General features: G+C 41.4%; 15 protein-coding genes. 5 read left to right on the forward strand and 10 right to left on the reverse strand.

The genetic code is table 11. The annotated features are described in order from the left end of the window. Positions 1-10: 10 nt before the first annotated feature. From ACWICE_RS01405 to ACWICE_RS01445, 9 genes are all read right to left on the reverse strand, one after another. Complete coding sequence (locus ACWICE_RS01405; protein WP_454297474.1) at positions 11-1,498, reverse strand: RagB/SusD family nutrient uptake outer membrane protein; 1,488 nt, start codon at positions 1,496-1,498, stop codon at positions 11-13. 22 nt (positions 1,499-1,520) lie between these two features. Beyond that, positions 1,521-4,793 carry a SusC/RagA family TonB-linked outer membrane protein gene (locus ACWICE_RS01410; protein ID WP_454297475.1) on the reverse strand — a complete coding sequence of 1,091 codons (3,273 nt, stop codon included), beginning with the start codon at positions 4,791-4,793 and terminating at the stop codon, positions 1,521-1,523. 245 nt (positions 4,794-5,038) lie between these two features. Next, positions 5,039-5,473: an energy transducer TonB gene (locus ACWICE_RS01415; RefSeq protein WP_185215950.1), complete on the reverse strand. Its 435-nt coding sequence runs from the start codon at positions 5,471-5,473 to the stop codon at positions 5,039-5,041. A 54-nt stretch (positions 5,474-5,527) separates the two neighbouring features. After that, complete coding sequence (locus ACWICE_RS01420; protein WP_454290725.1) at positions 5,528-6,508, reverse strand: hypothetical protein; 981 nt, start codon at positions 6,506-6,508, stop codon at positions 5,528-5,530. A gap of 86 nt (positions 6,509-6,594) precedes the next feature. Then, positions 6,595-6,822 (reverse strand): alpha/beta fold hydrolase, encoded by a 228-nt coding sequence (locus tag ACWICE_RS01425; protein WP_454297476.1) that lies wholly within the window; start codon positions 6,820-6,822, stop codon positions 6,595-6,597. A 27-nt stretch (positions 6,823-6,849) separates the two neighbouring features. Further along, on the reverse strand, positions 6,850-7,245 hold the full coding sequence (locus ACWICE_RS01430) for an alpha/beta hydrolase (protein ID WP_454297477.1): 396 nt from the start codon (positions 7,243-7,245) through the stop codon (positions 6,850-6,852). A gap of 18 nt (positions 7,246-7,263) precedes the next feature. Next, on the reverse strand, positions 7,264-9,375 hold the full coding sequence (locus ACWICE_RS01435) for a DNA topoisomerase 3 (RefSeq protein ID WP_454297478.1): 2,112 nt from the start codon (positions 9,373-9,375) through the stop codon (positions 7,264-7,266). Between the two features lie 68 nt (positions 9,376-9,443). Further along, complete coding sequence (locus ACWICE_RS01440) at positions 9,444-10,790, reverse strand: deoxyguanosinetriphosphate triphosphohydrolase (RefSeq protein WP_454297479.1); 1,347 nt, start codon at positions 10,788-10,790, stop codon at positions 9,444-9,446. Positions 10,791-10,903: 113 nt separating this feature from the next. Beyond that, positions 10,904-11,380, reverse strand: coding sequence for a hypothetical protein (locus ACWICE_RS01445; protein WP_185215946.1), 477 nt, complete (start codon positions 11,378-11,380; stop codon positions 10,904-10,906). Between the two features lie 191 nt (positions 11,381-11,571). On the opposite strand from ACWICE_RS01445, the gene ACWICE_RS01450 reads away from it, so the two are divergent. Continuing rightward, positions 11,572-12,633, forward strand: a complete 1,062-nt coding sequence (locus tag ACWICE_RS01450; RefSeq protein WP_454297480.1) for an aldose epimerase family protein — start codon at positions 11,572-11,574, stop codon at positions 12,631-12,633. A gap of 181 nt (positions 12,634-12,814) precedes the next feature. Here ACWICE_RS01450 and argH read toward each other — a convergent pair whose 3' ends face one another. Beyond that, positions 12,815-14,149: an argininosuccinate lyase gene (gene argH / locus ACWICE_RS01455; RefSeq protein WP_454297481.1), complete on the reverse strand. Its 1,335-nt coding sequence runs from the start codon at positions 14,147-14,149 to the stop codon at positions 12,815-12,817. A gap of 1,602 nt (positions 14,150-15,751) precedes the next feature. Between argH and rbfA the strand changes: the two genes are divergently transcribed. From rbfA to ACWICE_RS01475, 4 genes are read left to right on the forward strand one after another with little or no spacing between them, the layout of a single operon-like run. Next, on the forward strand, positions 15,752-16,123 hold the full coding sequence (rbfA, locus tag ACWICE_RS01460) for a 30S ribosome-binding factor RbfA (protein ID WP_185211221.1): 372 nt from the start codon (positions 15,752-15,754) through the stop codon (positions 16,121-16,123). 15 nt (positions 16,124-16,138) lie between these two features. Further along, positions 16,139-16,807 carry a leucyl/phenylalanyl-tRNA--protein transferase gene (gene aat / locus ACWICE_RS01465; protein ID WP_454297482.1) on the forward strand — a complete coding sequence of 223 codons (669 nt, stop codon included), beginning with the start codon at positions 16,139-16,141 and terminating at the stop codon, positions 16,805-16,807. Continuing rightward, positions 16,785-17,864, forward strand: a complete 1,080-nt coding sequence (locus tag ACWICE_RS01470; protein ID WP_454297483.1) for an aminotransferase class V-fold PLP-dependent enzyme — start codon at positions 16,785-16,787, stop codon at positions 17,862-17,864. Before aat ends, ACWICE_RS01470 begins: the two co-directional genes overlap by 23 nt. Further along, complete coding sequence (locus tag ACWICE_RS01475) at positions 17,861-18,499, forward strand: hypothetical protein (RefSeq protein WP_454297484.1); 639 nt, start codon at positions 17,861-17,863, stop codon at positions 18,497-18,499. Before ACWICE_RS01470 ends, ACWICE_RS01475 begins: the two co-directional genes overlap by 4 nt. The last annotated feature ends 166 nt before the right edge of the window (positions 18,500-18,665 follow it).

The following is an 18,665-nucleotide window of genomic DNA, read 5'->3' on the forward strand; positions in this document are numbered from 1 at the left end:
ATTATTTATTTTAGTTATTATCCATTAAATTATTCAATATCAATTCATTACTTGGAATCGGTAGAATATAAGCAGGATCATCGGTCGGCACGGCAGCAATGGCATGCTGTGATTTCGCTGGAATGGTTAACCCCAAACGCATCAAGTCACCATTACGGATTCCTTCACCTAGGAATTCAATCCTACGTTCTTCGATGATTCTATTTAAATATGCGGTTATATTGGCAAATGACCCTGCAGTTAGGGATGCCCCTTGATTGGAGCGGCCATATACCGCGTTCAATAATGCTAATGAGCGGGCATCTACGGTATTGGAGGATCTAGCCAAAGCCTCCGAAAGGTTCAACAAAACCTCAGAATATCGGATTACTGGAATATAATCGATATAAGGAGATGCTTGATTAAACTTCGTTAACCATGCTTTCCCCGTCTTTGTTCCTGTTTTGGTCAATTTCCTTCGGGCATCAGTACCCAACCATTCCGCTGAAGCATAGATTCCCTCCACTTTATTCAGGGAATATTCACCAGCACCATTACTGGTAGATGTACCGCCGTCACCTGTACCTGGCAAATAATATCTGGACAGGGCACTTCCGGGAGCATCATTATTTGTAAATGGCATTGAAAAAATCGACTCCGAAGAAGTGTAAGGAGACTTAAAGAGATCTTCAAAATTACCTTCCAATTTATTGGCTACCCCAGTTCCTGCACTGAAAGGTGCTGAAGCAGGAACAATCTTATTTGCTTCAGCGATTACCTTGGCATAATCCCTCATGCTCAGGTAAATTCTCGTTTTTAGAGCAATGGCCGTGTTTTTATGGGCTCTGGTAGTATTTAGGAACGCTGAGGTATAATTCGCTGGCAGGTTTTGTTCAGCAAAATCCAAGTCTGCCAATACTTGTTTATAGGTATCTGCAACAGTACTTCGCTCCAAATCATAATTCCCTGGTCCTGTATTTCCTTTCAAACGGAGCGGAAGTCCTGGTTTGCTACCATTGCCATCCCAATATGGCCTTGCATAAAATTGCAAAAGATAATAATAGGTCATGCCGCGGATCAGTCGTGCCTCTGCACGGTAGCTATTTGCTGTTGCAGCATCCAATACCGCATCACCACCATTATCTAAGCCATCCAAGAAAACGTTCAGTTTGTTGATTGTCGCATAGGTCGCCACCCAAATATCATTGACATCGGAGGTTGTGGTCTGGGGTAACATGGAATACATGGTGGCACCCGTAGCAGCATTCATGTTGCTACAGTGAAATTCACCCGTCCTGACATCAGAAATCAATATGTACCAACTCCCTAGGTAGCTTGAAGCCTTCATGCTTGCATACAAGCCATTAACTTGACTCAGAATACGCTCTGGTGTACTAAACGCGGTAACATCGGTGATCAATGTTTTGGGTTGTGGATTCAACCACTCTTCTTTCCTACAACTGCTAAATAATAAGGTCAGTCCAGTTGCACATAATATGATAGATTTACTCGATTTCATTGTGATAAGTTTTTAATTGTCCTTAAAATCCAACGTTTAATCCAAATGTGAATGTCCTTGCATTTGGTGCTTGGTTCTTGTCAATACCTTGTCTGATTGCATTGTTACCATTGGTAGTAACATCTGGGTCATACCCAGTGTACTTGGTCCATAATGCTAGGTTTTGGCCACTGACATAAACACGAATGTTATTCAGCTTCATTTTGCTCACCAAAGTATTTGGTATCGTGTAGGAAAGCATCACATTCTTTAAGCGCAAGTAATCTGTCGAAGAAATATTATGTATTAAAGGCAATGTATTACCATTGGACACATTGTCGTTATTTACAACCCTTGGAATATCGGTCTGGTCCCCTGGATTCTGCCATCTACGCATCATATCCGCTGAATTGTTCCAGAACCGTAGGTCACGCATAGTTCCTTGGTTACCATTCATCATATAGCCCCCCAATTGGTAGGTCAATAACACTGTCAGGTCAACACCTTTATAGTTAAAGCTGTTGGTCCATCCCCCAAACAACTTAGGAGCGGTTGGTTTATATGGTTTAGCATCATCAGACGGAGTAATAGCTCTAGCTCTGGTGCCATCCTCATATTCCCATTGGTATTTGACAGCATTGATCCCTGAAACATTCTGTTGATAGAATACTTTCTTGCCATCGCCATCAATGAAGATCCTTCTTCCTGTCTCAGGGTCCACACCAGCAGTTTCAATAGCATAGAGCATACCGGCAGGTTGTCCAGGTAAAGTAATCGTCATCCCATCCAAAGAACCTGAAATGATACTCGGCACGCCATTCGCCAATGTCAATACTTCATTATGGTTGGTAGTTAGGTTAAATGAGCTATTCCATCTGAAATCCTCTTTACGGACTGGTGCACCTCCAATAGTAAATTCAAACCCTCTATTATACATTTCACCAACGTTCTGCAGAATACTGTTTGAAGTACCATTAGGAATACCAACTGAAGGAGGTAGTGGCACCGCGAAGATCAAACCGTCGATAGAGTTTTTGTAATAACCGATCTCCCCTGTGATAGCTGAATTGAATAAGGCAAAATCCAACCCTATATCAAATTTCTTACTGGTTTCCCATTTAAGGTCAGGGTTTCCAGTTACCGAATAGGTTAAACCCGGTTGACCTCCATATAAGGTGGCAGAATAAGTATTGATCGCTCCAAAGTCTCCAAGTCCACCCACATTACCCACTTTACCATAACTGCTTCTCAACTTAAAGGCATTGATCTTTTGTCCCCATGAACTCGCTGACCAAAAAGCTTCCTTAGCAATGTCCCATCCACCGGAAACTCCCCAAAATGTACCTTTCTTATTGTTCAGTCCTAAAGCAGAATATTCATCCTGTCTTAAGTTGGCAGTAAAGAAGTACTTCTTTTGATAGTCATATTGCAAACGGGAAAACAAGGAGAAAAGATAGTTATTGATTTCTTGGTTATCAGTTCTATAGTCAAAAACGTTTTGCCAACCACCCTGTATATTAGTGTAGTATGGATCCGTCTGGCCAGTTCTTTGCAAACCAAACATAGAACCTGTCGTTCTTTGTTGTTCTTGACCTAACAATAGATTAAAGCTATGTTTATCATAGTTCCGGTCGAATGTCAATGTATTTGTCCAAACCCAACGCTGGCGTTTCGAACTTACACTACTTGCAGAACCGTTGCTAGCTAATCCTTCTCCCGAAAGTGGTGAATAATAATTGTTATAATCTACGTTTCTATAATCGATTCCATAAACAGATTTATAGGTAATCCATTTCAAGGGTTTAATCTGCACATAGGCATTGGATTGCACATTATTTCCTGTATTATTTGAATAATTGTTCAGCAATGAAATCACTGGATTGTAGAAACCTAGTCTTGATTGATTCAAATGTCCTGTATTGTCCATTAATCCCAAGAAACCATTTGAAGTCACGTTAAAACTTCCGTCATTGTTATACGGACCGATGATAGGCGCTGAAATCAATGCTAACCGCGCCATCGCACCAGAAGATGAAGAAGACTGAAAACCACCTTGGCCACCTGCACCGGTAGACATTGCCGCCAAGTTGTTTTCATTGACATAGTTCAACTTAACGCCCAACTTTAACCAATCGGTAGTCGTATTGTCAATATTGAACATCGCTGACTTTCTATTGAAACCATTTTTCTGGAAGATACCCTCTTGATCGGTATATGCTGCAGAACCAAAATAATTGGTTTTCTCTGTTGCTCCAGAAATATTGATGTTATGTGAATGGGAAGTTCCGGTTTGATAGATGTAATCATACCAGCGCGTGTCAATGGTATTTCCATTAGCATCCTTACTCAACCCGTAAAAGTTTTTAGTGTCATTAAAGGTCCCGTCGTTCCTCAATGCTTCGTTCTTGATTTCCACATATTGGGCAGCATTCAACAACTCCGGCAAACGGTTAGCGGTTGTATAACCCAACCAACCTTCATAATTAACTTTGGCAGAACCTCTTTTCCCTTTTTTAGTAGTGATAAATACCACCCCGTTGGCAGCTCGCGAACCATAAATACTGGTTGCAGCAGCATCCTTAGCGATATCTATACTCTCAATATCGGCTGGATTGATTGCAGATAATGGATTGGAAGCCGCATAACTTGGTCCTGAATCGTCATTATCATTGAAGGCTGGAACCCCATCGATCACGACCAAAGGATAGGTACTTAATGATAGAGAGTTAGTTCCTCTAATCTTGAACACTGGAGCTTGATTCAGAACACCTGAACTGGTATTCACTTGAACCCCAGATGATCTACCGGCCAAGGAAGCATCAAAACTCTGAACGGGCAAGTTCCCCACATCATCCCCTTTTACAGATGTTAAACTTCCGGTCGTCTCCTTACGGCTTTGCGTTCCATAACCGATTACAACGACCTCATCCAATTCCTCATTGGACTCTGTCATCGTCAAATTGATTGGATTGGAATTCAATACGACATGCTCAATTGAGCTGTACCCCATTGAAGTCATTACCAAAACGGAATTTCTTGGAACTCGGAAAGTGAAATTTCCATTGGCATCTGTTGATGTACTGATGCTTTTGCCCTTGATGGTAATGGATACCCCAGCGATGGGAGCACCATTCTTGTCAGTAATTTTCCCCTTAATTTCAATTTCTTCCTGAAAAGAAATTACGTCGCTATTTATTCGCGCAAATGTATGCTCGGGACACACAAATAACGACAGGCATGTAAAGCCCATTAATGTCCATTTACTGGTAAACAGCAATGGTTTTGTCCAATTTTTTGGACAAGTGGTTAGTTTCATAAGTGAAATAATTTAGGTGCTAATTTTCATGATAGATTAATTCTAGAGAAGAATTAACCATCAAATTGGAGGTCGTTTCATATGCGGTAATTTCATAATTTGGTTTGTCAAATTTAATATTTATTAAAAAATTACCAATAAAATAAATGACAAAGTGCAATAATTAATGTAAAGATGCCTTTACAGTAATTTAACTATTACTACAATATTATTATTAGGAATATGCTAATAAGTTTTAGCTAGGATTAGTATTCATCTAGGATTGCAACGATCGGCTGCCTAATCCGAGTGCGGACTGGCTTATCATCCTTTATGGCTGCTTTCCATTTCGGGGATTTCTTGATGAGGCGCATGGTTTCTCGCGCAAATGAAGGACTGATTTTGGACTTGTTGACGATGTCGATATCGCATAATTCTCCATCTTCACAGACTGTAAATTCCAAGATGGCAGTTTGACGGAGACCATACTTCACATATTCAGTGCTGTCCATATCCCTGAAAACACCGGATAGGTTTAAGTTATTTTCCAAAAAGCGTTGCCATCCTATAGCTCCGCCAACAAACTGAGGAATAACATCCACTTCCCGCACGACACTGCTGTCCACAATCACTTCATTTTGGGCCTTTAAGCTCCCAAAAGCAGATAGAAATAGGATAACGAACGTGAGAAATGTCTTCATAAGGATCTTAAAATCAACACCTAAAAGGTAAGAAAAATTCAAGAATAATAGAAATTACTTTGCTAGATCAATATCAGAAATAAACTCACCTTGATCATCCGTAATAAAACTCATAGGGTTCTCAGGGTCCTTGATGATTTCAAATAAAGTATAGCCCCAGGGCTTCCAAAAACTTTCCAATACCTGTCCATAGGTTTTAACCGTCCATTGATCAAAAATTGGTTTGAGAGTCCAATCATTCAAAGGCATTGGCTCCACGAAAACCTTCTCTGGAACTTCCATATAGGTGTATTCGGGCAATCTGTTAAATAAATAAGCAGAATAGAAAAAACGAGCACAGATCTCTTCAAATTGAACAGGGTGCAAAACCCTCCCCTTTATTTTTGCTAAAACCTCATCATGATAGATTTCATGCACACCATTATCTTGCATGGTCGCAATGATGGCAAAATCCTTCATACGGATCGAAAAGATCAAAGTATTGATCTCATCTCGGTACATAAAGGTTTCTGGGGTACTGTCAACAGGCAACACTAAAATGGTAAAGGGGTTTTTATGTTCAAACTCCATCGGAGTGATCAGCGATTGCAACATAAAATGCAGGTTCTTGAACTTATGTACCAATGCTTGGGAAAAATTCAACTGCTCTCCGGAAAGGAAAGCCTGTCTAATCCCTACTTGGATCTCGTTGAACACCACACCGTACAGGATTTTACCAACCCATTGAAAAAGGGTCAGCTGATCCAGCTCTTTTAAGGCCGTATAGCCAATGTTCACTGCATCCTCCACCTTTTTCTCTACCCCTGCGATGACTGCCGCCACCTCAGCCGAACATGGCAATTGCAACTGCTTGTAAGTCACCAAACTCTCATCCAACAACTTAAACGGCTTATCTTCCAAATCAAAGATGCGCATCATCCAAACAGGGAATACCTGAATCTTTTCATCTTCCGACTCCAATGCTTTTCCTGACAAGAAGCAAGTTTTGTTATCAAATTTAAAATCCAAAAAGGGATTATAGAGTTTATTTGCCATAAGCTGCAAAGGTAACACAAAACTCATAGATGGAAAACCATGCTGCTACAATTGACCGCAACATGACTTTGAGGAAATCAGCACAATTAAAGGAGAAAATTTCGAATGGGAAAATTGAGTTCAGCAGCTTTATTCCACACCATAAAATGCCCGCCCCCTTTTACCCGAATGCTATAGTCTACGTTCTGGATTGGGATCAATCGATCTTTATCACCATGGATATGCAGACAGTTAACAGGAACATGACTGTTCTCCCAATTGACGATCTTGTCCACGGCCCATTTTTGAAAGTCCGGATCTGTATCTGCCAACATCGTATCAAATAGGAATTGTTCTTCATCCTACTTCAGTCCAAAGAGCCAATACAGAACTTTGGAATTCGCAAATCTCGATTGGTTTCCAGAAAACAATTTGTGCAGAGAAAGGAATTTGGAAACGCCCAAGACCTTCGGCAATTCATCCTTGGTCTTCGCCGAAGAAATTAAAATGGTTTTCTTGAAATCATAGTATTTTGAGAGCTCAGCAATGCACATTCCACCAAAAGAAAGTCCCAGTACATTTGCTCCCTGTTTGGGGATTTGATAATGCTCGGCAAGCCTGAACACATAACTTTCCAACGCTTCTGCAGGTCTTGGTTTTAACCAGTCCACATAAACCACCTGCATCCCTGAAAAATCAAGTTTTTCAAAGACCCGACGATCCGCTCCTAAACCAGAGAAAACATAGATAGTGTCCATCTATCTAAGTTAAGGAAATCAACCAATATTTACTTTAAAGTTTTCGAAAAGCAAAGGCGCGGAAACAACCTGCCCATCCTGTCCCTTCAGTCCTTTTAGCACCGAAGTTCTCCCTTTCTCCAACAGGTTCTTCATCTCCTTTTCATCGAGGAAAACACCATTTAGCGTACGCCAAATCTTAAAGTCACATCCCCTCGCATAATGGTCACACTGGGCAACCTTATCATACAGTTGGACCTGACCAGCCTTACATTTAGGGCATTTGATCTTTCCTTTTTGCAAAGGTTTCAGTTCCTCATGGGCAATGGCTACCCGCAATTGCAAAAGCTCTTTCGTGATCTTTTCCGTATAATCTTTGATATGTTTCATGAACACATCATAGCTCACCTTGTTCGCTCGCATTTCTTCAAGCTTCTGCTCCCATTTACCTGTCAGGGTAACTTTCGCAATGGAGCGATCCTTGATCAGGAAATAAACCGAAAGACCTTTCTCCGTAGGGATCAATTTTTTCTTGTCCCTTTTGATATAATCCCGTTGAAACAAGGTCTCAATGGTTGCAGCACGGGTTGCCGGTGTACCCAAACCACAGTCTTTCATGGCTTGGCGCATCTCCTCATCCTCGATTTCCTTGCCCGATGTTTCCATTGCCTTCAACAAGGAGGCTTCCGTATGGATAGGTCTTGCTTTGGTAAATCGCTCAGCTAAGTCCAAGGTCAATACTTCAAGCATTTCCTCTATGCTCAATTTTGGTAACTGGGCATTTTCATTGTCTTGGTCATCCGTATTTTTATCCTCATCTGGTAATTCAACCTGATCTGCAGATAATCGCCAACCATATTGCCTGATCACGGTTCCTTTGGCAATCAATTCCACCCCCGCAGCGTCAATTGTCACTGTCGTGATATCCTTTAGACAGACCTCCGAGAAACTTTCTACCATACGTTTAGCAATCATATTGTAGATGTTCTGCTGGTCCATAGGCATTGGACCCGGTTTTTCATCGGTTACCAATAAGGCATGGTGATCCGTCACCTTTTTATCGTCGACCGATCGCTTGTTCAGCTTGGCGCCTATCAGGTTCTTACTGATGACGGCAATCTGTTCCTGTGCGGTATCCGCTAAATGCTGGAATAGTTCCTCAATTTTTTCAAAAACATCTTCACCGATATACCTGGAACCTGTACGTGGATAGGTAATTACTTTTTTCTCATATAAAGTTTGGGCAATACTCAAGGTTTGGTCTGCTGAATAGCCATATTTCTTATTGGCATCCTGCTGAAGGGAAGTCAAATCAAATAACAGCGGAGGTTGCTCCTTCGTTTCCTTGGCCTCTACATTCTTGACCATCGCCTGCATCCCAATCTGTAGTTTGGCAACAGTTTCCTCGGCCACTTCCTTCTTATCGATTTTATTCGAAGTAGCTTTAAACTGAATGCCCTCTTTTTCAAAACCGGCCTGTATTTTATAGAAAGCTTGAGGCTTAAAATCTTTGTTCTCCAGATATCGCGAACAGATCATCGCAAGGGTTGGGGTCTGCACCCTACCTAAAGATAGGAGCCCTCTATTCCCTGCAGCTAAGGTCAATGCTTGGGTTGCATTGATACCGATCAACCAATCCGATTCAGATCTTGACCTGGCCGACATATATAAACTGTCGTATTCTACACCCTCCTTCAGGTTGGCAAAACCTTCTTTGATGGCTTTATCCGTCTGCGAGGAAATCCACAGCCTTTTAAAAGGCACATTGGACCTCAAGTAATAATAGATATTCCTGAAAATCAATTCTCCTTCTCGCCCAGCATCCGTTGCCACGATGATCTCTTCGGCTTGGGCCAACAAAGCCTTAATTGTATTCAATTGCTTCAAGGCACCCAAATCATCCATTTGTTTGCCATCTCTCTTGACTTTCTTCACCTCCAAGGCAAATTGCTCGGGAATGATCGGCAAGTTGGAAATGGACCAATTATGGAAGCCATAGGCTTGCGGAGTACACAGTTGCACCAAATGGCCAAATGCATAAGTAAAGGCATAGCCATTCCCCGAAATATATCCATCCTTAACCTCTTTCGCGCCCATCACCCTGGCCAAATCTCTCGCTACAGAAGGTTTTTCAGCTATTACTACTTTCATTCAATACTTTATATTGGCCTTCAATCGAAAGCCATATCACATCTTAAATCTAACGAAAAATGAAATTTTTATTCCAAGGAAGCTATAGAAATCCCTTGGATCTTACGGTACAGTTCCACTGCATATACATCCGTCATCCCGGAAACAAAATCAAGGACAGCACGGATCTTGGAATAGGTATCATCCTTTTCCGTATGGAACTGCTCAGGAATCATCGCCACCAACTTTTTGTCAAACATGGATTTGTTAGACTTCAGATAGGCTGGCACAAACTCTTCCAATAAAGCATTCATCACCTTGAAACCTGCGATTTCAATCTGCACCACCGTAGGTGCATTGTAAATACGTGCAACGGAAATCTTCGAGATTACCTTCATATGCTGCACGATTTCCGGATCCAGCGCATCCATCAGCGGTTTCTCAAAGGTACCCTTCAAGAATTGCTCTTGGTTTTCTACAAAAACCTTTGCACAGGCCCAAATCAGGGTGTTGATAGCTTTTGCCCTCAATAATGAAACCCGACTTGCGGTATCAGCCAGTGAATCCAATCTCTCCCTTAAATCTTCCCCAGCACAAAGCGGCAGGAGCAATTCCTCCACTTCCTTGTACGACAGGATCTTCAGGTGATGGGCATCCTCCAGGTCAATGATATTATAACAGATATCATCAGCTGCCTCAACCAGGTAAACCAATGGATGGCGCAAATAGCCATTAGGATTTGAAGGGTCCCTTTCCAATCCTAATTCCAAGGCTATCTTTTCAAAACTCGATTTTTCAGAATCGAAAAAGCCATATTTCTTTCTATGGTGAGAGCCTTTCACATGTCCATCAATTGCTAAACATGGATATTTAACGATGGAAGCCAAGCTCGTATAGGTCAATGCAAATCCCTTGGGGTCTTTCCCATTGTATGCATGGGTCAAAATCCGTAAGGCATTGGCATTTCCTTCAAAATGAATCAAATCTTCCCACTGCTCTTTGCTGACCATCTCTTTGTACTTCTGCCCTTTCCCTTCGGTAAAGAAGGTGGAAATGGCAGCTTCCCCAGAGTGTCCAAATGCAGGGTTCCCTAAATCATGAGACAGACATGCTGCCGACACAATATTCCCTACCTCCTGTAAAAAAGGTGCTTCTTCATCAATATTAGGATTCTCCTGTTTCAACATGTTGTAAAACAAACGCCCTAAGGATCTTCCTACCGATGCAACCTCCAAGCTATGGGTCAAGCGGTTGTGAACAAAAACAGCTCCCGGCAAAGGGAATACCTGCGTCTTGTTCTGAAGCCTACGAAATGGTGAAGAAAAGATCAAACGATCATAATCCCGCTGAAATTCAGAACGAGCATCAAATTGATCATTGTTCGCACGACTTTCATAGCCCCAGCGCTTTGCCGATATCAGTTGTTTCCAATTCATGTAAAATCTCAGATTTTGATTGGCAAATATACCATTTTAAAAATTTCAAGGACCCTATGTAGATGGATTAGTCCTCAATTATACAGCTAATAATTCGTTGGTATAGGTAATTATCAGTCCAGATCCTCACTGCTCCTATTTCTCGTCATCATTCCAAACAACAGATTCAGGACATACACAAATTGCATGACCAGCAACATAATAAAGGAGCCTACGTAAAACTGTTGGATCTTGTAAAACCGCTCTACCTCAGCCAGGTTTGAGGCTTTACCGGAAACCTGGGATTCAATATTCCCAAAATAAACCCTTTCCACAAATCCCCAGGTCCATAAATTAACAATGAGACATAAGAAACTGATCAAATGCATGATGCTCCAAGTTTTGGAATAGAGCATCTGCTCCGTAAAATAGTATAAACCGGCAAAAATCAGCCCCAGTAAACCTAAAAACTTAAAAAGCGAAATAGAGGAGATAATAAAGAAGGTATCGTAGGTATTTATCGTAATGGAGGAGTCCTTTGCCGGCACAAATACCGCAAAGGCAAGAACCAAAATTCCGACAGCAAGAAATAATAACGAAACCTTAAACATAACACTGATTTCCAACAAAATAATAAAATCTCATCGATTTTTAAAATACGATTATGAACTAAAAAATAAATAATAAATGAATCGCTGGGAACCAAAAGAACGTCAATGAACAGGTATTTACCATTCCTTTTCCTTAGTTCTTTGGAACGCCCCCCTTTATTATTATCTTTAACAGAAGCAATTAAAACATAATGACGACTTATAAACTCCCTCTTCCTAAAGACTTTGAAGGTAAATTGAATGGTAAAAACACCCATCTTATCACCCTTACCAACCGAGCTGGAATGCAAATCGCATTGACCGATTATGGCGCTAGACTGGTAAGTGCATTGGTTCCCGACAAAAATGGTGACCTGATCGATGTGATATTAGGGTTTGACAGCATTCAAGGTTACCTTCAGGCAAAGCAGTTTTATCATGGAGCTACAGTTGGCAGATTCTGCAACCGTATTGCCAACGGTAAATTCTCCATCGATGGAAAGGAATACAGCTTAGCACAGAACAATGGCAGCAACTGCCTGCATGGAGGAGTCGACGGTTTCCACAACCGTGTATGGGACAGACAGGTGAGCTTCAATAAATTAGTCGATTTCTATTATGTTTCCCCAGATGGAGAGGAAGGCTTCCCCGGTGAACTAAAGACAACCGTCTCCTATGAGTTGAGCAATGAGAATGAAATCATTATTAAGTATAGGGCTACCACAAATGCCCCTACGGTCCTCAACTTGACCAACCATGCTTATTTTAATTTAAATGGTGAAGGAAACGGTGATACCTTGAACCATGAAATCAGCATTATTTCGGATGAGTTTCTACCGCTCAATGAAAACCAGATCCCAACGGGTGATATCTATCCAGTAGAAGGAACTGCTTTCGACTTCCGCCAACCCAAACTTTTGGCAACAGATATCAATAGCCCAGAGGAACAGATCCAGATCGCCAATGGTTATGACCATAGCTTCATCAATAAACAACCCATCAGCGAACCCATTGCCAAAGCCTTCTCAAAAGAGTCCGGCATAGAACTCCAGGTTTTCAGCACCGAACCGAGCCTGCACCTCTACAGCGGAAACTTCCTCGACGATGACCAAGGGAAATCCGGCAAAAAGTACCTACGCTATGGAGGGCTTTGCTTTGAAACCCAACATTATCCCGATAGTCCAAACCAAGAAAAATTCCCTTCGGTGAAACTGAATCCAGGAGATGTTTTCGAAAGCGAAACAAGATATAAGTTCTGTATAAAAAAGTCTTAAGACTTTTTAAGAGATATAAGACAATAGACACAAGACATAAGACCTACTGGCGTCTTCTTTTTTTACTGAATCAGGATAACCCAACTTTATTATTACCCCCTTAAAGAAAGTATTTAACAAAAAAAAGACATTAAACCTGTTCAGGTCTAATGTCTTATGGCTTGTGTCTTATGTCTCTTATTTACTGCGCCAAAAGGCTTTCCAAGGCAGCATCTACTTTTTCAAAGCCAAAATCAGCTTTCACTTCTTCAAACATTCTTTGGATCTGGTCATTGCAAAGGTTGCCGATACTTCCTTCATGGGTATGGTTAACTTCTTTTGCTGGCTGGAATTTTCCTTCTTCGATATCCAGACCGATTTTGCGGTAGGCTTCGCGGAACGGAACTCCGTTCAACACTTCATTATTTACGACTTCAACCGAGAATAAATAATCATATTTCGGATCATCCAGGATATTATCCTTGATCGAAATATTCTCCAACATATATTTAGCGATAGCCAAGCAATCATTCAGGGATTGGAATGCAGGAAAAAGGTTTTCTTTTAACAGCTGCAGGTCACGATGGTATCCAACGGGAAGGTTGGTGGTCATCATGGCAATTTCATTTGGCAATGCCTGGATCTTATTGCAACGCGAGCGGATCAATTCGAACACATCGGGATTCTTTTTGTGTGGCATAATAGAAGAACCTGTTGTCAGGTGTGCCGGAAAGGAGATAAACCCAAAATTCTGATTGATAAAAAGGGTAACATCCATGGCAAATTTTGCCAAGGTCGCTGCAATCGAACTCATGGCCTGTGCCAAGATCCGTTCGGTTTTCCCCCTGCCCATCTGAGCATAGACCACATTGTAGTTAAGGTCCTCAAAGCCAAGCAAGTTGGTCGTCATCGTTCTGTTCAAGGGAAAAGATGAGCCATAGCCCGCCGCTGAACCCAATGGGTTTTTGTTGCAGACATTCCAAGCCGCTTTCAACAGTTGCAGATCATCCACTAGGCTTTCTGCATAGGCTCCAAACCATAACCCAAAGGAAGATGGCATGGCAATCTGAAGGTGCGTATAGCCCGGCATCAGTACCGATTTGTATTGATTGCTTAGGCTGATCAACTGATCGAACAGTTCTTCCGTATTCTTAAAGATGCTCTCGATTTCAGACCTGAAATATAATTTTAGGTCCACTAAGACTTGGTCATTTCTGGAACGGCCAGAATGAATCTTTTTCCCGGCCTCACCGATGCGTTCGGTCAGCATCATTTCTACTTGGGAATGCACATCTTCGACGCTGTCCTCAATTTTGAAATTTCCGGCCAAAATTTCTCTGTAGATATTCTTGAGTTCTTTTTGCACATCCTCCAAGTCTTGGTCGGTCATCAATCCAATGCTGTTCAGCATTTTGGTATGGGCCAAAGAACCAAGAACATCGGCGGCTGCCAGGTTCATGTCCATTTCACGGTCTTGTCCTACGGTAAAGGTTTCCACAAAGGAATCTACATCAATATTTTTTTGCCAAATCTTCATGTTCAAAATCTTGTCGAACAAAAGTACCAATATATAGGGAAAATGCAAGGCAACAAGGGACTGGCCTGATTAGTAATTTCCAGAATTATTACAATCATTTATCCATTTCAGCCAATTATTTTTTTTGACATTCAATAATTTTTTTAGGAAAATGCATGAATTTTCTGTGCATTTTTGGTTAATTTTTGAACAACATCGCTAGGATTTCCTCCAAAAACAAAATGTTAAATTTTGTTAAAGCTTTTCCGTTTTAGCACACTAAAAAACAAGCATTTATCTTTCGATAGGTTCACAATTTTTGAATTTAATTTATTAAGAAACGATGAATAAATCATGAAGAAATAGGACAAAAAATAGCTTTTGTCAATTAAGTAATCACTTACTTTTTTTTAAAAAACATCTTGTCACATCGTAATTAAAGCTCTATGTTTGTGATGTAAAGGGGAATGAATGATATTAATAAGTGAGCTTCCACTCACGTTTAATAGCCAACTACAAATTACTAAACATGATAGACCGGAAAGTCTTAAAACTACGAAAAGAATTATTCTATCCAATTATAAACTAATTTTGATTAAAGACTTGTCACCATGCCCACGACAAGTCTTTTTTTATGCCTTTTTTCGCCAATATTTTCGAATGCAATATTCGGGTGAAAACTTGCTTTCATTCGAGACATATTCGGGAAATCCATGGACTGGATACGGTACATTTTGCGAAATTTCGGAATGTGTCTCGAATGAGGTCAATATGATGGCTCAAATATATCTTCTACCTTTCTTCCAAGCTGGAAGATTTGCTGAAAAATATTCCAGCCCCGTTAGGGTTGGCCGTTTACAGTCCATCTTTCCTCATTGATTTCATTCCCGCTGGACTACGTCGACAAGTTAAGGTTTTTTTTCATGCTGAGGTTCATCCGAAGTATCTCATCATGCAAGATTTCAAAATCAAAAACATCATGTATTGTGTTGGCTTACAGCTCCTTTACCTTCGGCAAGGGATGACAAGGCTTTAGGAAGAAGAACCGTTCAGATTCTTCACGAGATGTTCAGAAATGGAAATACGCTAAAGAGGGGTTCAGAGCAACGCGAAGAATCTATTTTTTAATTTTATTTAGAGCCGCTGTTATTCCGTAATCGAAAGATGAGGAAACTATTTCAAATGATTGTGGAAAGTTCCGAGACCCTTCAGGATACCCTCAGGGTGACCCGAAAGACCTATTAAAAAACATTTCACCTCCGCTAAGGGTTGGCCAATTCAATCAATCAAATTCTACAAATATTTCATCCACGCTGTGGGTTTCTCAAAACAAACAAGATCTTTCCGCGGGAAGCCCTTTAGTCTCCGGCTCATTTCCAGTAGCGGAAAAATGATTAGAATGCCGTTGCCCTGTGCGATGGGATTGGCCTTGGAATGCTTTCAAAAGATCCTCCCATCCCCGGTTGGCGAGCGGAGTCGAGCCACATCCTGGTTCAAAAATAGCACTCAAAACACCTCCTTCGCTTGATCGCCAAAGGTTCTTCCAAACATATACTAGTTTATAGAAAAGCCCTATATTTGTAAGAGGAAATGCAATGCAGCTTTCCGCAATCAAATCAAAAGATGGGAACAGAAAGTAAAAGACAACAACGATTTGCTGGAGTAATACAACAAGATCTTGCAGAAATGTTTCAACGTGAGGGCAACTCTTGGGCTCCCGGTGCTTTTATTACCGTTACCAGGGTACGTGTCACTCCTGACTTGGCCATAGCTAGGGTTTATTTGAGCTTCTTGAACACCAAAACTGCCAAGGCAGACATCGATAGCATCAAATCAAAGACTAACGAGATACGCTATAAATTGGGAGCACGGATCAAGAACCAAGCCCGCATCGTTCCACAGTTGGAATTCTTCCTAGATGATACCAACGAATACGTTGAACATATGGACAAGATCTTTGATGAGATCAGCAAGGAACCAAGACAGCCTGAATAGGCAAATCGCTATAGCATGCCGTACTTGTTGGATGAAAACAGATTGGTTTTCCCCCACCCTTCCCGAGCCGATGAAGACGGACTTCTGGCAATTGGTGGCGACCTCAGTGTTGATAGATTGATGTTGGCGTATGAAAACGGCATCTTTCCATGGTACAATGAGGACAGTCCAATTTTATGGTATGCACCATTGGAAAGGTTTGTTTTAAGGCCTTCAGAAATGAAGGTTTCCAAAAGCTTGAAGCAGGTCATCAGGTCAAACAGATTTAAAGTTAGCTTTGATACGGATTTTAAAGCTGTCATCGAGACCTGTGCCGATATCCCTAGAAAGGATCAGGATGGGACCTGGATCGTTTCAGATATGCAGAAAGCCTATCTACAGTTGCATGAAGAAGGCTATGCACATAGCGTGGAAGTTTGGCAAGATGATACTTTGGTGGGTGGACTATATGGCGTAAAAATTGGCCATGTTTTCTGCGGAGAGAGTATGTTCTCCTTGGCCCCAAACGCATCAAAGGTTGCATTATTTCACTTAGCTAAAAATTTTGGGCTTGAATTAATCGATTGTCAGATCCCCTCAGATCATTTGCGCAAAATGGGGGCAGAAATGATCAGTCAACATGAATATTTATCCATTCTAGACGAACAAGAAATTTTGCCTTATGACTTTGAAGGAACACTTTAACCTTCCAAATGATGTTGTTTATCTCAACACACCTGGCAATGGATTGTTGCCGAAGGTAACCTTGGATTGGAGGAAGACCTGGGAGCAGGAATTCTTTGATATCAATTCTAATCTAAGGGATGAACAGCCGGAGTTTATCAATGGAGTTCGGGAGACCGTTGCGGATTTTTTCGGAACAAAAGCAGCGAACACCTTCTTGACCCCTAATTTCTCATTTGGATTTTCCACCTTGGTGGACCTGCTGCCCAAGGACCTGAGCTATTTGGTCCTGGAAGATGAATACCCATCCCTACAATATCCCATAGTCAACAGAAAATTGAAACATACCTCTGTTGCTGTATCGGCGAATGTGGACGATGAGCTTCAAAAAGCTATTGAGAAGCACAATCCGGACGTTTTGACCCTGAGCTTGGTGCAGTACATATCAGGACTGATGATAGACTTAGATTTTATCAAAAGGATAAAGGCTGAATACCCTAATCTCTGGATCATTGCTGATGGTACCCAATTTTTAGGAACAGGTCCTTTTAATTTTCAGGATTCGGGGATTGATGCCTTGGGGGCTTCTGGTTATAAATGGCTCTTGTCAGGATTTGGGAATGGTTTTATGCTGATCAGCGATGGCTTGAAACTGATGCTGGAAGACCTGAAAGCTGAGGTTCCACTGCCTGAGGTTGCAATGTGGAAACACAAGAGCATCTTGGATACCTTTTTTGAACCTGGTCATCAGGATACCCTAAGCCATGGAACTTTGAAGAGCAGTCTAACTTTCTTGAAAGCACAAGGATTAGAAAATATACAGCAACACATCAAGGAGCTATCGGATGAGGCATACCGACTGTTATTGGAAAGGGATTTGATCCTACCTTATATAGCAGAGCGCTCGGTTCGTTCTTCCTTGATAAATGTGCAGCTCCCTCAGGAGCTTTACCCAAACCTGATGAACATGGGCGTGAAATGTTTTCCCCGTGGAACCGGGATTAGGATAGGAATACACCTTTATAATGATTTAAAGGATATTCATAATTTTGTTAATATTATTGAGAGTTTACGATGAAATTTAAAATAGGAGATTTAGTCAGGTTTGTAGATGAACCCATTGAAGGCCATATTACCGCTTTTTTGAGCAACGGACTTGTTGGGGTGACGGATGACACTGGCTTTGAGATTCCGGTGATGCAAGATAAGATCACACTAGTCCATGGCAACATGCGTATGGAGGAGGATGAGGAACCAACCCAGGTGGTTCAGACGGGGAAATTTATCGAAAAGGGCATATACTTAGCCCTGACCGGTGAACAGAACGAAGGATTGGTCAAATTCTTTCTTGTCAATGAGACTTCCTTTGAATTGTTGGTTACAGTATCTGAATCTGTAGGAAACAAAAGAACAGGGATATTCGCCAATATCGTTCCTGCACGTGAATATAACCAGTTCTATACAGGCAATTTCTCCGCCATCAACAAATGGCCTAATCTGGAATTCCAGATCTTAAGGACCTCGAGAAGACAACACAACGCGTTCCCTCCCATCGAAAAGTCAATCAAGGTAAAACCCCTTGATCTGATCAATTCAAAAGAGAATCTGGAAGTTTTGCCAGAAAAGGCATGGATCTATGAACTGGACAAAGTGGAGGAAAATATTGGGCTAGATAAATTGAAACAGCATTTTATCTCGCATAGGCCGGGGTAGACAGGAGACAATAGATATCAGACATCAGACATCAGACATAAGACCCTCGCGCATTAGAGGGGGTTGATTCATTATCCTATGTCGTTGAAGGGGAATATCGAATGGGTTGAACCAGGATTGAAGGGATGGGAGGATAGACCAAGATCAAAATTCCCGTATATATTCG

The sequence above is a fragment of the Sphingobacterium sp. NPDC055346 genome, from assembly GCF_053645235.1.

What these genes read in the sequence shown, in the direction of transcription:
- ACWICE_RS01405 (WP_454297474.1), bottom strand. Translation starts at nt 1,498, where the DNA reads ATGAAATCGAGTAAATCTATCATATTATGTGCAACTGGACTGACCTTA.
- ACWICE_RS01410 (WP_454297475.1), bottom strand. Translation starts at nt 4,793, where the DNA reads ATGAAACTAACCACTTGTCCAAAAAATTGGACAAAACCATTGCTGTTT.
- ACWICE_RS01415 (WP_185215950.1), bottom strand. Translation starts at nt 5,473, where the DNA reads ATGAAGACATTTCTCACGTTCGTTATCCTATTTCTATCTGCTTTTGGG.
- ACWICE_RS01420 (WP_454290725.1), bottom strand. Translation starts at nt 6,508, where the DNA reads ATGGCAAATAAACTCTATAATCCCTTTTTGGATTTTAAATTTGATAAC.
- ACWICE_RS01425 (WP_454297476.1), bottom strand. Translation starts at nt 6,822, where the DNA reads ATGTTGGCAGATACAGATCCGGACTTTCAAAAATGGGCCGTGGACAAG.
- ACWICE_RS01430 (WP_454297477.1), bottom strand. Translation starts at nt 7,245, where the DNA reads ATGGACACTATCTATGTTTTCTCTGGTTTAGGAGCGGATCGTCGGGTC.
- ACWICE_RS01435 (WP_454297478.1), bottom strand. Translation starts at nt 9,375, where the DNA reads ATGAAAGTAGTAATAGCTGAAAAACCTTCTGTAGCGAGAGATTTGGCC.
- ACWICE_RS01440 (WP_454297479.1), bottom strand. Translation starts at nt 10,790, where the DNA reads ATGAATTGGAAACAACTGATATCGGCAAAGCGCTGGGGCTATGAAAGT.
- ACWICE_RS01445 (WP_185215946.1), bottom strand. Translation starts at nt 11,380, where the DNA reads ATGTTTAAGGTTTCGTTATTATTTCTTGCTGTCGGAATTTTGGTTCTT.
- ACWICE_RS01450 (WP_454297480.1), top strand. Translation starts at nt 11,572, where the DNA reads ATGACGACTTATAAACTCCCTCTTCCTAAAGACTTTGAAGGTAAATTG.
- argH (WP_454297481.1), bottom strand. Translation starts at nt 14,149, where the DNA reads ATGAAGATTTGGCAAAAAAATATTGATGTAGATTCCTTTGTGGAAACC.
- rbfA (WP_185211221.1), top strand. Translation starts at nt 15,752, where the DNA reads ATGGGAACAGAAAGTAAAAGACAACAACGATTTGCTGGAGTAATACAA.
- aat (WP_454297482.1), top strand. Translation starts at nt 16,139, where the DNA reads ATGCCGTACTTGTTGGATGAAAACAGATTGGTTTTCCCCCACCCTTCC.
- ACWICE_RS01470 (WP_454297483.1), top strand. Translation starts at nt 16,785, where the DNA reads ATGACTTTGAAGGAACACTTTAACCTTCCAAATGATGTTGTTTATCTC.
- ACWICE_RS01475 (WP_454297484.1), top strand. Translation starts at nt 17,861, where the DNA reads ATGAAATTTAAAATAGGAGATTTAGTCAGGTTTGTAGATGAACCCATT.